Source organism: Seinonella peptonophila (assembly GCF_900129355.1).
Classification (GTDB): Bacteria; Bacillota; Bacilli; order Thermoactinomycetales; family Thermoactinomycetaceae; genus Seinonella; species Seinonella peptonophila.
In genome coordinates this window covers 592349-607035 of sequence record NZ_FQVL01000001.1, presented here as the reverse complement: position 1 = coordinate 607035, position 14687 = coordinate 592349, and the positions used below count along the sequence as shown (strand labels likewise).

At 38.6% G+C, this 14687-nt stretch carries 12 protein-coding genes and 1 pseudogene; 9 read left to right on the top strand and 4 right to left on the bottom strand.

Annotation, left to right across the window (positions count from 1 at the left end):
- Nucleotides 1–15 precede the first annotated feature (15 nt).
- Nucleotides 16–297: pseudogene (gene yajC / locus BUB71_RS19945) on the top strand (preprotein translocase subunit YajC); the annotation flags it as partial.
- Between the two features lie 190 nt (nt 298–487).
- Here yajC and BUB71_RS02955 read toward each other — a convergent pair.
- A complete protein-coding gene (locus BUB71_RS02955; protein WP_175552263.1) occupies nt 488–877 on the bottom strand; it encodes a TIGR04086 family membrane protein in 390 nt (129 codons plus the stop codon).
- Nucleotides 878–981: 104 nt separating this feature from the next.
- On the opposite strand from BUB71_RS02955, the gene BUB71_RS02950 reads away from it, so the two are divergent.
- Nucleotides 982–1662, top strand: coding sequence for a DUF421 domain-containing protein (locus BUB71_RS02950; protein WP_073151611.1), 681 nt, complete (start codon nt 982–984; stop codon nt 1660–1662).
- A 48-nt stretch (nt 1663–1710) separates the two neighbouring features.
- On the opposite strand, the gene spoVB is transcribed toward BUB71_RS02950, so the two are convergent.
- Nucleotides 1711–3279 carry a stage V sporulation protein B gene (spoVB, locus tag BUB71_RS02945; protein ID WP_073151608.1) on the bottom strand — a complete coding sequence of 523 codons (1569 nt, stop codon included), beginning with the start codon at nt 3277–3279 and terminating at the stop codon, nt 1711–1713.
- Nucleotides 3280–3405: 126 nt separating this feature from the next.
- Between spoVB and BUB71_RS02940 the strand changes: the two genes are divergently transcribed.
- The 7 genes from BUB71_RS02940 (at nt 3406) to BUB71_RS02910 (ending at nt 11811) form a co-directional block, all read left to right on the top strand.
- On the top strand, nt 3406–3696 hold the full coding sequence (locus tag BUB71_RS02940) for a post-transcriptional regulator (RefSeq protein WP_340148291.1): 291 nt from the start codon (nt 3406–3408) through the stop codon (nt 3694–3696).
- Nucleotides 3697–3851: 155 nt separating this feature from the next.
- Complete coding sequence (gene secD / locus BUB71_RS19940) at nt 3852–5084, top strand: protein translocase subunit SecD (RefSeq protein WP_073151605.1); 1233 nt, start codon at nt 3852–3854, stop codon at nt 5082–5084.
- Nucleotides 5074–5976, top strand: a complete 903-nt coding sequence (gene secF / locus BUB71_RS19935) for a protein translocase subunit SecF (protein ID WP_245815496.1) — start codon at nt 5074–5076, stop codon at nt 5974–5976. Before secD ends, secF begins: the two co-directional genes overlap by 11 nt.
- 50 nt (nt 5977–6026) lie before the next feature.
- The gene (recJ, locus tag BUB71_RS02925) at nt 6027–8426 is read left to right on the top strand and encodes a single-stranded-DNA-specific exonuclease RecJ (protein WP_139278960.1); all 2400 of its coding nucleotides are present in this window, start codon (nt 6027–6029) and stop codon (nt 8424–8426) included.
- Nucleotides 8365–8877 (top strand): adenine phosphoribosyltransferase, encoded by a 513-nt coding sequence (locus BUB71_RS02920; RefSeq protein WP_073151601.1) that lies wholly within the window; start codon nt 8365–8367, stop codon nt 8875–8877. The genes recJ and BUB71_RS02920 overlap by 62 nt, the downstream gene beginning before the upstream one ends.
- Before the next feature lie 173 nt (nt 8878–9050).
- The gene (locus tag BUB71_RS02915; RefSeq protein ID WP_073151600.1) at nt 9051–11354 is read left to right on the top strand and encodes a right-handed parallel beta-helix repeat-containing protein; all 2304 of its coding nucleotides are present in this window, start codon (nt 9051–9053) and stop codon (nt 11352–11354) included.
- Nucleotides 11355–11481: 127 nt separating this feature from the next.
- Nucleotides 11482–11811 (top strand): hypothetical protein, encoded by a 330-nt coding sequence (locus BUB71_RS02910; protein ID WP_073151599.1) that lies wholly within the window; start codon nt 11482–11484, stop codon nt 11809–11811.
- 43 nt (nt 11812–11854) lie between these two features.
- Here the strand turns inward: BUB71_RS02910 and BUB71_RS02905 are convergent, their stop codons facing one another.
- Nucleotides 11855–12715 carry a hypothetical protein gene (locus BUB71_RS02905; protein ID WP_073151598.1) on the bottom strand — a complete coding sequence of 287 codons (861 nt, stop codon included), beginning with the start codon at nt 12713–12715 and terminating at the stop codon, nt 11855–11857.
- Nucleotides 12716–12852: 137 nt separating this feature from the next.
- The gene (gene typA / locus BUB71_RS02900) at nt 12853–14676 is read right to left on the bottom strand and encodes a translational GTPase TypA (RefSeq protein WP_073151596.1); all 1824 of its coding nucleotides are present in this window, start codon (nt 14674–14676) and stop codon (nt 12853–12855) included.
- Between the last annotated feature and the right edge of the window lie 11 nt (nt 14677–14687).

Here is a 14687-nt window from a genome sequence, read left to right as displayed (position 1 = left end):
GAGGGGGTATATTTGATGAAAAATCAATTATTAGCGATTTTACCTATGGTATTAATTTTTGTGGTTTTCTACTTTTTATTGATTCGTCCACAAAATAAAAAGCAAAAAGAGCGTGTTCAAATGTTGTCGTTGTTAAAGAAAGGCGATAAGGTAGTAACCATTGGAGGTTTACATGGTTCAATTGTTGATCTAAACGATGAGCGTGTCACCCTAAAAGTGAATGACCATACTCGTTTAACTTTTGAACGATCCGCTATTAATTCCATTCTCCGTGACCCTGCAAAGGTAGAAGAGAAGAAAGCAGAGGAGAAAGAGAAAAAACAAGAGAAGCCAACTGAAGTAAAAGAAATTAACAACTCCCAAGAAAAAACGGAAGAAAAAAAGACTGAGCAAGCTGAGTCTTCTACTGAAGAAGTTGTTAAAGAAGAGACAGATAAAGAAACAGCTGAAAAGAGCTAAGAGAAAGCCATCCCAGAGGATGGCTTTTTCAATTTAATTGATTTACACCAAGTATCCCGCCGAGTGCACTAAGTACAAATCCCCATATACAAAGAAGGGTGGGGTGTAACTGGGTAACTGTGTCAAAGGCTAGAAAAGCAATAAGGATGAGTACAGTAGCATAGATTAAGCCTTGTAGACCACCAAATAGCCACCCTCTAGTACCAGCTGCTTTCCCGGAGAAGTAGCCTCCTAGAAAAAGACTAATAACATTGACAATATAGGCAATACTAGGTAAGGTTTTTTCGCTTAGTGGTGTAAAACGAAGCAAACATGTAACAATTAGTGAACTTGCCAATAATATGCCCCAAATGATGAGTTGTCCATTTAGCCAAGGTGAGGAGATAGACTCGTCAATAGGTTCACTTTGTTTTCGCAATTCGATCACCTCTAATGGGTACTGCTACATCCTATGAGTAGATTGTCCGATTATGCTTGTTTATTTTTGGTAAGAATAAAACGAAGGAAAGGAGAGATAACCAAATGGAACTATGGAGCTTTTTTTGGCGGACTATTCTTATTTATATTTTTATGTTTTTTGTCGTTCGTTTAATGGGAAAGCGAGAAGTAGGTAAGCTGTCTGTTTTTGATATGGTTGTCTCCTTTATGATTGCAGGAATTTCGGCAATCGCACTGGAAAGCCATGACCGTCCTCTATTACATGTTGTTGTACCGATCTCGACTTTGGTAGGCTTGCAAATACTCATCTCGTATATATCACTTCGTTTTAGTCATATTCGTCATTTTATTGAAGGTCAGCCTATTGTGATCATTCAAAAAGGCAAGTTGCAAGTAGAGGAAATGAGAAAGAATCGATATAACTTAGATGATTTGCGAATGCAATTAAGGGAAAAAGAAATAGTTGATATTTCAGAAGTGGAATATGCATTTTTAGAAACGTCTGGTAAATTAAGTGTTTTCCCTAAATATCAGGCATTACGTGATAAAAGTAGTCAAGTCCAATTCCCAAACACGCTGATCATCGAAGGCAAAATTCAGGAAGAGCATCTACACAAATTGAATCAAGATCGACATTGGTTGCTAAAACAGCTTCAGGCGAAAGGATATCAAGATTGGGAGAATATTTATTATGCAAGTTATACAGACAATGATGGATTGTTTATTATCCCAAATGCATCCACCTCTAAATCAGGATCTAGTTGATCGTTTAACGAAATATACATAGCAATGGTCATTTGATGTTCGATTATATTATGAGCGAATCCATTTGCTTAACCAATTTCCAATATAGGGCATTTGAATAATTTCTTGTTTTTTAAGTAAGGAAAAGAAAATTAATAGAATGGTATAAAGCGTAACACTGCCAAAAGTAGATAAGAGGATTCGAGTGATCAAGCTCCATTGATCTTGCATTAATAGATATTGCACAAACAGAGCGGTTGCTGCTAAAGTCAGCACAAGCTTAACTAGTTCTCGTAAATGAATGGTGATTGTGACAATTGGCAGAATACTTAAAAAATGGAGAGCTGTAACGACTACCATACCACAGTTTACAGCAATGGCTACACCGTCGATCCCTAGTTGTGGCTGGGAAGCGAGTAGAAAGATAAGTGCTGTCTTTACAATGGCACCAATGATTGAGTTTCGCATTGATATATTCGCATAATCTAAACCTTGTAACGCCGAAGCCAATGGGCCTTGAATATACAGAAAAATAGCAAATGGAGACATCAATTGGATGTAGCGTGCTACCTCAATTTGATTAAATAGAAATAAGGCAAGCGGCTCTGCCAATAGATAAATAAAGAGTGCGCAAGGAAGCCCAATAATGAGTGAAAGGCGGATGGATTGATTTAATCTATGTTCGATAAGCCGCTGATTTTTCTGAGCTGCAGCTTCACTGATCGCAGGTACAAGTGAAACCGAAAGGGCATAGGTAATAAAAGATGGGAAAAAGACGAGCGGTACAGCCATACCCTCTAACTGACCATAAAATGCTGTTGATGTAGCTGCGGTTACTCCCGCTAAAGCTAGACTTTGCGCCACAACGATCGGTTCAATCGCATATGATAAAGTACCAACTAGACGACTTGCAGTAACAGGAAGTGCAATATGAAGAATATCTTTTAATGTTTTGATAGGATGGATAGACCTTAAATTCCTTAATGAGAGATTTAACTTAGGGCTTGTTGGATCAATTCGGTAACAGTTGCTGATAAAGATCATTCCTGCGACTTCACCGATCACCATTCCCATCATGGCACCGGCCGCAGCATATTGAACACCGAAAGGCATGAGTATATAAGCGATGAGCAGAACACTCCCAATACGTATGCATTGTTCCAGAATTTGTGAGATTGCATAAGGATTCATTTGTTGTTTCCCTTGAAAGTAACCACGAAAGACAGATGAAATAGCAATAATTGGAATCATAGGTACCATTGCTAGTAAACAATAGAGTGCTCGTTGATCTGTTAAAAGGGTATTGGCAATCAACGGTGCAAAGAGTAAAATAAGGCTAGTAATTAGGAAACTCATCGCAAGCAAGATGAAAATAGAGACCGTGAGGATCGAACCAATTCGTTTGTGATTCCGCTCTACAATTGCTTCCGAAACTAACTTTGAGATCGCTACTGGAAGCCCTGCAGTGGTTATGACAACCATTAGCAATAAGATCGGATATGTCATTTGAAATAGGCCTACTCCCTCATCGCCGATCATTCGAGAGAGTGCGACCCGGTAGACGAAGCCAAGTACCTTCGTAATAAATCCAGCACCTGCTAAAATCAAGGTTCCATAAAGGAAGCTTTGTTTTGTCATCAGCCCATTATCCCCCCTTCGGTCTGTTATGCTCACAATCTATCTCTATGTCTTGTCCGTTACTTCCATGACAAATGTGTAGGAATACAAATTAGAATTTGGCAAAAAAGCGTAGGAGGTTTTGCATTGGCTAGTGGAAAAGTAAAATCAATTAATCGATTACATAGACACGAGGAAGTGGAGTTGCTCCGAGAAGATGAATTGATGACATGTATTGAGGATCTTTGTAATAGTAAAGCTGAAGAATTTCGTATGTACGGTTATGAGGATGTAACAGGGGAGCAAATTTGGGCATGTGTGTCAGAAGGATATCGTCGAGGGTGGCCACGTTTAAATCGTTTAGTAAATGATATTATGTCTCTGAAAGCGAATCGATTTATGAATTGGCTTATGCTTAGCGTCTATAAAACAAAATAATTCTAGACCCGTACTTTGTAGACGAGCGGGTCTTTTTTTGTTCACATGTAGAGAATTGACAGAGGCATTAGGTGAAGGAGATAATGAAAACTATCTGGCTTTAATACATAATGAATGAATTTGAAAGTTTGAGGATGGATAAAGGGAGGATCAGAATGAAAGTTCACAAGGGGCGACTTTTCGTCTTTCTTTTATTAGTTGTTGTGATCTTAGCGGTTGTCGCCACTACCACAACAACAATATGGGGAACGATCACAAAAGGTTTGGATCTGCAAGGAGGGTTTGAAGTCCTCTACCAAGCTGAAAAAGGACAGAAGATCACAACTGCAACTTTAAATGATGCTGCAAGTGCAATTCGAAATCGGATTGATATTATTGGAGTGAGTGAACCAGATATTACAATTGAGCCACCTAGCCGCATTCGGGTTCAGCTCGCAGGTGTTAAAGATCCGAAAAAGGCTCGTGAGATCATTGGGAAACCTGCTCATCTCACTTTTCGAGATCCCACAGGTAAACAAATCTTGATAAAAGGTAGCGATTTAAAACAGAACAAAGCAAAGGTAGATTATGATCAGCAAGGTCGACCTGCTGTTGTCATTGAATTAAAAGATGCGAAGAAGTTTGAAGATTTGACGAAAAAGTTGGTAGGTCAACCAATGCCTATTTTCTTAGATCAGACCATGTTGAGCTCACCTGTTGTTCAAGGGGCGATTCCTGGCGGAGTTGCAACAATAACAGGTTCAAAAACAGTGGAAGAAGCTCAAGAATTAGCCGATCTACTAAATGCTGGTGCCCTGCCGATTAAATTAAAAGAAGTACAAAGTTACTCCGTAGATGCTAGTTTAGGTGCCGCATCTCTAAAAGAGAGTTTAAAAGCTGGTCTATATGCGATTTTATTAATTTTTATTTTTGTCATTGGATATTATCGATTGCCAGGTTTTGTAGCAGTTTTAACTTTGATTTCTTATGCCTATCTCGTTCTGTTAGTCTTCTCGCTTCTACATGTAACCCTTACACTTCCAGGAATAGCCGCTTTTATATTAGGCGTGGGGATGGCTGTCGATGCGAATATTATTATGAGTGAGAGAATTCGTGACGAGTTAAGACATGGCAAAAGTGTACCAGTCGCCATTCGATCAGGTTCGAGTCGTTCATTCTTAACAATTGTTGATGCCAATTTAACGACGATTATTGCTGGTATCATACTCATCATCTTTGGAACGGCGGGTGTGAAGGGATTTGCCGTCTCATTGATCGCAGGGATCATAGTGAGCTTTATTACAGCCGTTGCCTTATCTAGGTTGTTGATCAATTTATTAGTGCGTTCTAATTTATTTAAACAACCAAGCTGGTTCGCTGTAAGAGAGGATGAGATTAGTGACTTATAAGTTTGATTTTGTGAAAAGAAGTAAGCTGTTTTTTCTTCTATCAGGAATTGTGGTTGTACTTAGTATGGTCTCATTATTTATTCAAGGTCTGAATTTAGGGATTGATTTTCAAAGTGGTTCTCGTTTGGATATAGCAGTAGGCAAGAAGTTAGATGTTGAAAAAGAGAAAAAGATTTTAACAGACTTAGGATATAAACATCCGAATGTTCGTGTGGGTGGCGCGGAACAAGATTTGCTTATCTTCCGCACAGATCAGGTTTTATCTAAGGAGCAGGTACAAAAAATTAAAGGAAAATTTTCTCAGATACATAAAAAAGAAATTGGGATACAAGAGCAAGTTGTAGACCCAATCATTGGTCGGGAACTAGCGAAAAACGCTATCATTTCTGTACTAGTTGCTTCATTGGCGATCATTATTTATGTAACGATTCGATTTGAGTATCGTTTTGCAATAGCAGCAGTTATCTCTTTATTGTATGACGTTATTTTTACGGTAGGTATGTTTTCCGTTTTGCGATTAGAAGTTGATGTTGTCTTTATTGCGGCCATATTGACGATCGTAGGATATTCGGTAAATGACACCATTGTGATCTTTGATCGGATTCGTGAGCAAGTTGAACGTATTCAGCCTAAGAAATGGGAAGATTTAGTTCGTGTAGTGAATGAAGGATTGCATCATACACTTGTCCGGTCAATTAATACAGTACTAACGGTTGTCTTTGCATCAGTGATGCTTTACTTATTTGGTGGCGAAAGTATTAGTAACTTCTCCCTTGCCTTACTCTTTGGATTAATTTCTGGTGCATACTCGTCTATCTTTGTTGCAAGCCAAATTTGGATTTACTGGAAATGGCATTCGATGAAGAAGGGAAAAGAAAAGCTTGCAAGCTAAACAGCGTCCCATCAAATGGGACGCCCAAGTTAAAGGGGGTGTGAAAATTGTTGCATGCACGAATGCGATGGCAACAACAGTCTTATGATCCGCAATGGACTGAACAGTTCGTTGATCGTTTGCAAATACATCCAATTGTTGCACAAATTTTGCATCAACGAGGCTGTCAAACAGTAGAAGAGGTAGAGGATTTTCTTGCTCCCTCATTAGATCGATTATACGATCCATATTTACTAAAAGGAATGGAGTGTGCGATTACTCGAATTCGTCAAGCGATAGAACATAAAGAGAAGATTATCATTTATGGAGATTATGATGCTGATGGTGTGAGTAGTACGGGCTTGATGGTGCGATTGTTTCGACTTTTAGATGTAGATGTAGATTATTATATTCCAAACCGTTTTTTAGAAGGATATGGTTTACATAAAGAGGCGTTATCAGAATGTCATCAAAAGGGAGCACGGCTGATCATTACTGTAGATACAGGTATCAGTGCAGTCGAAGAAGCTAACTATGCTAGATCCTTAGGGCTGGATCTAATTATAACCGACCACCATGAGCCTCCAGCAATCATACCTGATGCTTATGCGGTCATTAATCCAAAGCAACCCGGATGTACATATCCATTTAAAAAACTGGCAGGGGTAGGCGTTGCTTTTAAACTAGCAACGGCTTTATTAGAACGCGTACCAGAAGAATTGTTGGATATGGTAGCAGTGGGAACCATAGCTGATTTAGTACCGCTTGTCGGAGAAAACCGCATTCTTGCTACTTGGGGATTACAGCAGTTAAATAAGAAGAAACATGTAGGGTTGCATGTTTTAGCAAAGGTAGCTGGGATAGAGGAAGCGATTACTTCACATCATGTCGGTTATGTACTGGGTCCAAGAATTAATGCATGTGGACGTTTACAATCAGCTACACAAGCAGCAGAATTGATGATAACTGAAGATGGGTCTAAAGCAAATCAGATTGCTGAGAGTTTACAGGAGCTAAATCAAGAGCGACAAAATCTCGTGCGGCAAATTGTATTAGAAGCAACTGAAGAAATTGAAAGCAACCTTGAAAGTCATCATCATTTTATTGTAGTTGCGAAAAGCGGTTGGAACGTAGGTGTTGTTGGGATTGTTGCTTCACGGCTAGTTGAAGCTTTTCATCGTCCTACTATTGTATTAGGGATCGATGAAGAGACAGGGCTTGCCAAAGGATCTGCCCGGAGTATACCAGGTTTTGACCTTTATCAAGCTTTAACACAGGTAAAGCAACATTTGCTTAACTTTGGTGGTCATACAATGGCAGCAGGGATGACGTTGGAACAATCTGAAATCCAAGCGTTTCACCAGTCATTAGCTGAATATACCCGTGAAAGATTAAAGCCTGAAGATAGGATTCCATTGGTTGATGTAGACGCTGAACTATCAATAAGAGATATTGACCTTCATTTTATTGAACAACTAGATCGTCTAGCTCCCTTTGGTGTTGATAATCCAACTCCTCGCTTTCAAGTGAATGATGCAACCATTGCCAATTTACAAGTGATTGGTGCTTATAAAGATACCATTAAGTTATCATTGCAAAACGAAAAACATAGACTTGAAGCGATTGGGTTTCGAAAAGCTGAATTAGCTGAACAGATGACACCACATGCGCAGGTAGAAGTGATTGGTGAATTACAAGTGAATGAATGGAATGGACGAAAGTCTCCACAGTTGCTCATTCATGATATGAAAATTCCACATCGTCAAGTGTTTGACTGGCGTGGAAACCGAATGATAAAAAGACAATTGGAAAGTTTACATAAAGAAAGCTGTATACTCATCGGCTCCGCAAATTCTTATTATTGGAAGAAGTGGGTAGGGGAAAAAATTGACTGGCAGGAATTAGATCAAGAGAGTGTAGAGGACAAAGAATGGTTACTCTTTTCTGCTGTCGCTTATGTAGATCCACCAGAGCGATTAGATCAATTTAGTAAGAGTTTAACTTATCTATCACATGTTGAACGTTTCTATTTCTTATATGGAGACCAATCATTTGAACAAGCATTGCTTCCAGCTCCAACTAGAGATCATTTTAAGTTATTGTACCAAACAATTCTGAGCCAACCCTCTTTTCCATTTGAACATAGAATTATGCAATCGCTTGAGAAACGGACAGGGTTATCCATTAAATTAATTCGTCTGATCTTTCAAGTGTTTGAAGAGCTCGGGTTTATTGAACGAAAAGCAGGATTGTTTCATGTTGTATCCGAACCACCTAAACGTTCTTTACATGATTCATCGATCTATCTACAGCACTTAAATAGAGAGAAAGTGGGAGAGCGTTTAATCTATTCTTCTTATCAAGAGCTGTGTAAATATCTTTTTTCATTGCTACAGGAGGAGTTTTTATATGGATTTCAAGACAAAGATTCGCGAGATTCTCGACTTTCCTACACCAGGCGTTCAATTTAAAGATATTACAACTCTTTTAAAGGATGGAGAGGCATATCATCAAGCAATAGATGAACTTGTGAAATATGCATCAGATAAGAAAGTAGATGCAATAGTCGGGCCTGAGGCGCGTGGATTTGTGATTGGCGCTCCTCTTGCGTATGCGCTTGGAGTTGGATTTATACCTGTTCGTAAGCCAGGTAAGTTACCTGCTGAAACAGTAGAAGTTGTTTATGATTTGGAATATCGACAGGATCGTTTATCCATTCATCGGGATGCAATTCGCCCAGGTTCACGAATATTAATCGCGGATGATCTTTTAGCGACTGGAGGAACTGTAAAGGCAACAGTTGATCTGATCAAGCAATTAAATGGCCAAGTTGTAGGTACTGCTTTCTTAATTGAACTTCTATATCTAAATGGCAGAGATCAATTAGAGAATATTGATATATTCTCATTGATCCAATATTAGACTACTTCAATTATTTATGGTTACCTTTCTACCTTTTCAATATTTTACTGCAATGAAACAGGGATTATAAAAGTTTGGTAGAATGATTAAATAGATAAATCATATAGAAATCATTTATTTTTAATATGCCAGTTGCATGCAGAGAAATATGGTTAGAGGAGGGTGGAAAGAGCATGAGTACGATTCGTGTCTCGCGTAAACTATTTTCCAAGAATCGCAGTATTCAAGAAGCGATTGACCAAGCTCCTGCAGGAAGTGTGATTGAAATTGAACCTGGCCTTTATAAAGAAGAGATTCATTTTCATAAATATGTACAGCTTGTTGGAATCGGTGATATGGAAAAGGTTGTGATTCAAGGAAACCGTGAATCAACCATTACGATGAAGACTGGTTATGCGGTAATGAAAAACATAACGATTCGTCAATCATGGTTAGGACAGAAAGAAGTCGTCGCCATTTCACAAGGGGCATTGGTTGCAGAGGGATGTCGGATTGAATCAAGAACAAGCCCTGCTATTAAAATTACTGGTGATGAGGCAGAGCCCATTTTTCGAAATTGCGAGTTGTATAGTAAAAGAAGTACAGCAGTTGAAACACGTGGAACTGGAAAAATTCTTTTTGAGGATTGTGAGTTATCCAGCGATGGTGATTTAGCAGCAGTGATGGTCATCAAAGGGAATCCTGTATTTCGACGTTGTGTTTTTACTGGACTAGAAAGCTATGGAGTCTATATTGAACACCGTGGAGAAGGTCTCTTTGAAGAATGCAATTTATTTGGATTTCATTATAGTCCAGCGGTGGGGATCTTGGGTGGTAACCCTCAGTTTATTCGTTGTAAGATTCATGATGGTTTGGAAAGTGGTGTCGCCATCGATGAAGGAAGAGGGCACTTTGAAGAATGCCGTTTTTTTGGCTTTGGGGAAGAGTTACCTGCTGTCAGGATTAATAATCGATCACATCCACAGTTTGCAAATTGTGTTTTTCACGATTGTAAAGGGGGAGCCTTTCTTTTTGAAGGAGAGAGCAGCGGATTGATCGAGGATTGCGAAATGTACGGCTTTGCAACAGCAGCAGCTATTTTTATCTTTACAAAAGCACATCCTCAATTTATTCGTTGTAAAATTCATGATGGAAATGCAGAGGCGGTTCATAGTACGGATGCAGGAAATGGCATTTTTGAAAGTTGTGAAATGTATGGGTTTAACTCTAGTATAGTGGCGATCACTAATCAATCACGACTTGATCTACTACATTGTAAACTCTCAAATGGTAAACAACATGGTATATATGTAGCACAAAAATCAGGCGGTATCATTCGTAACACAGATTTTACTCACTTTTCACATGCTGCTGCGATTCATGTGACACAAGTAGCCGATCCTCTATTTGTAAATTGTAAGATTCTCGATAGCCTAGTTGGAGTAGCTGTTACAGAAAATGGTCGCGGAACTTTTGAACAGTGTCACTTGGACAGGATTACTGAAAAACTTTGGATGATTCAAGCTGGAAATCCTACAATTAAGGATTCAACTCATGAGCAAGTAGTAGAAGAAGAGGAAGAGTTACCTGAAAACCAAACAAGCTTTGTGCATGTTCTTTCGGATACGCTTCAAGGGCAATTACTCAATGTAATTGGTCAGGAAAAAGTAAAAAAACAACTTCATGAGCTCTTTATGTATTTAGATTATTTGCATGACCGAAAACAGATGGGGATTCGGACCACAGAAAAGCCAAAATTAGATGCTCTATTCCTAGGGCCTGTCGATACCGGAAAGAAGCAAATTGCTCATCTATACAGCACTGTTTTATATCAATTGGGTTATTTGGATCATGATGGATTTGTAGAAACAACACCAAATGCATGGTTACAATTTGAAGAAGATGAGATGATCAATCGTTGGGAGCAGTTTATTAATCACTCATCAGCCGGACTGATCTATATTGATGAAATTGATCAATTATTATCAGGGATTTTTTCAAGCAACCTTGAACAACAATGGGTGAAATTAATTCAGCAGTATTTATCAGATCAAGAACGAAAGAAGATTCTCGTCATCTCTGGAACCGAGATGAAAACGAAACGCTGGTTTAACAAGTATCCTACACTTAAAAATCAAATTGAACACTTTTTTGTTTTCGAGGATTATTCACCTGAAGAAATGAGTTTCATTTTTTATCGAATTGCTCAAGATGAGGATTATCATGTTGATCCAACAGCTCAACCTGCGTTGGTAAAACAAATGCATAAAATTTGGCATTACCCAGGAAAACAAAGTCATGCTAGACGAGTATATGATTATTTTAAGCAGGTTAAAATTATGCATAGTATGCGTTGTGCGCGTTTACCGAAAGAAAGTCGAAGTAAAGAAGTGTTAACGACCATTATTGAAGCTGATTTACAGTTAAAAGAAACGGATCATTCAGGTATGCTACTGCCCCAAGATGAAGAGTGGGCAGATCGATTAAGACGTAAATAAAACGATGAAAATTCAGAAAATATGTTTACATGGCCTCTCCTTTTATGTAAAATAATACCAATCAACGCAGCTATAGACAGTACAGCTACATCTAATCCAGAAATACATGAAAAGGAGAACGCATCACATGCAAGTAGATCAAAATTTGTTATTACAGCAAATATTAGATGCAGTAAAAGTAAATAATTCTGAGATTCTAGAGCTAAAGCAAGAAGTAATTGAACTAAAACAAGATGTATCAATACTAAAACAGGAAGTAGCAGAACTAAAACAAGATGTAAGTAGCCTAAATTGTCGAGTTGATCAACTTGAATCCACTGTGGATTCAATGAGGGAAGAGATGAGTCAGGGATTCGAGAAAGTGGAAAAAATGCAAGGAATTCTGGCCCACGATTTGCTTTCCGCTAAAGCAGAAATTGATATGTTACAAAGACAAGTTTCTGAAGAAGCTGTTTAATTGTTCATATAAAAACAAAGCCTCCATGATGGAGGTTTTTGTTTTACTTGATTTCTTGTGCTGATGAAGCGTTACTTGGGATTTGTATATCATTTGATAATGGTCCAGTAAGTGATTTTTCCATATCTTCTTCAATCACATGTGTTTGTTGATCAAGCTGAAAGGTTGTTTTTAAATTTGTGGTGATTTTGGTAACTTCTTTCGTATTTGCATTCAGTATTAGTTTTGCCCCTATGTCATCAATTGTAAGACCTTCTGTTTTTTTGCCTGGATTTTTCTTTGAAATTTCACTATCCAAAGCTGTTTGTTGATAAGTCTGTATTTCTTGAGACAACGAAGGAGATGCTTGGTCTAAAACTTTTTTTGGAATTTTTAATATATATATAGACCCTTGCTTCTCTGCTTCTGCTCCTTTGACGTTGGCTAAACCTTTAATTGCCTCAATAATTTTATTGGCCAATATTAAACTATCAGCAGGTTTTCTTTGCATCACAGCGGCTGCTCGTTTTGTCCAAGGATCAGCTCCAATTTTTTCATAAATATAGCCATTGGTTAGATAAAACTCCATTGGTTTTTGCTGGTTAATTTTCCCGTTTAGATGTGTAATTGTTGCAGGTTGCCCTTTTTCTTCTCCCGTCATGTCAATTTGATTGGTTGCAGGGTTTTCTTCACCTTGTAGGGAGAGCTGTTGGCTTCCGATTAGTGAAAAAGCACTTCCTTGTGATGATTTTAGCTTTTCTGCTGCGCTTTGAAGCAGTGGACCAGCATCAACTTTTTCGTTTTTTTGCGACTTTGCTGTTATCCCCTTTGGTCCGTCTTTTTTAGATTCTTCATCATCAGAACAACCACTGACAATCACTATAAAACCAAGCAATGTGATGAATAAAAACCATTTCTTTCTCATTATGGTCTCCTTCAACTTAATATAATTAAAAACTTATGAGATTATTTTATAATAGATTTTGATAAAAACAAGCAGTTAAACTACTGAGTTTAAATAAGAATGTAAGAAAAAAGGCGACTTAGTCGCCAATTGTTTATTTATGAGTGTTGTTTTTGTTTAGCCATTCGTGTACGTTCATTTTTCCGAAGATATTTTTTTCTCAATCGATATGATTTAGGTGTTACTTCAAGTAATTCATCATCTTTTAGAATCTCAAAGGCCTCATCTAATGAAAGTTGTCGAGGTGTATCTAAACGAAGAGCTTCTTCTGCTGTTGCACGACGGATACTTGTTAAATGCTTCTTTTTACACACATTTACTTCTAAATCGCTGTCGCGAATATGCTCACCTACGACCATTCCCTCATAGACTTCTGTCCCTGGCGTAATATAGAGTTGGCCGCGCTCTTGAGCGGAGTGAAGTGCATATGTGGTGGCTGTGCCAGTTTCCCAAGCGATTAATGATCCAAATTCATGGGTTTGAATGATTCCTAAGAACGGCTGATACCCTTCAAAGAGAGTATTGACAAGTGCATGACCGCGTGTGGCGGTTAATAATTGCTGTCGGAATCCAATCAAGCCTCTGGAAGGCACCAAGTATCGAAATTTAATCAATCCATTATCTTGCAGCTCCATGTCCTTTAACTCGCCTTTTCGGCGACCAAGTAGCTCGACTACAGTTCCTTGATATTCTTGACTCACTTCAATTTCAACTGATTCAACAGGCTCATGTTTTTTTCCGTCTATCTCTTTGATAATCACTTCCGGTTTGCTTACTTGGAATTCATAACCTTCACGCCGTAGATTCTCAATCAAGATGCTTAAATGAAGTTCTCCACGACCAGATACAAGGAAAGTATCTGAACTATTTCCTTCTTCCACTTTTAAGGCAACATCACGTTCAGCTTCACGGAAAAGACGCTCCCGAAGTTTTACAGAAGTCACATAAGTACCCTCTTGACCTGCAAAAGGACTCGTATTTACACTCACAGTCATCTGGATGGTCGGTTCTTCCACTTGAATAGGAGGTAATTGTTGTGGGTGTTCTGGGTCACAGAGTGTATCTCCGATTCCAACTTTACCCAAGCCCGTAAGGGCAATAATATCCCCAGCATATGCGGTATCAGTTTCTTGACGAGTAAGTCCTCGGTGAGTGAAAACTTGTGTAATCTTCTCTTGTCGCCGTTTGCCATCAGCAGAGATCAGTAATATTGTTTGATTACGATGAATGGTTCCCTGTGCTAAGCGTCCGATCACAATTTGACCTTTATATTGATCATAACCAAGCAAAGTAGCCTGCATGAGAGTGGGAGCATTTAGATTTACTTGTGGTGAAGGGATTTCGTGTACAATGGTTTCAAAGAGAGGTACCAAATTCTCTGTTAATTGATCAGGTTCTTCGCCAGAAACACCACTCAAACCACTTGCATAAATGATGGGGAATTCGCACTGTTCATCTGTTGCGCCTAATTCAACGAAAAGATCAAATGTAGTATCGATTACAAAGTCAGGACGAGCATGAGGTCGATCAATTTTATTAACCACAACGATAACACGATGTCCTCGCTCTAAGGCTTGTTTAAGTACAAACTTCGTCTGAGGCATGGGTCCTTCAACCGCATCAACCAATAGGAGAACACCATCAACCATGTTCATAACCCGTTCAACCTCTCCGCCAAAATCAGCGTGACCAGGTGTATCAACAATATTGATTTTTGTTTCTTTATATTGAATGGCAGTATTTTTCGATAAAATAGTAATACCTCGTTCTTGTTCTAATTCATTTGAATCTAGAACACGGTCAGCAACTTGTTGATTACTACGAAAGATTTGACTCTGTTTTAACATCGCGTCGACCAATGTTGTTTTACCATGATCAACGTGGGCGATAATCGCTATATTCCGTATCTGTTCTGCATTCATGGAACTGTTAA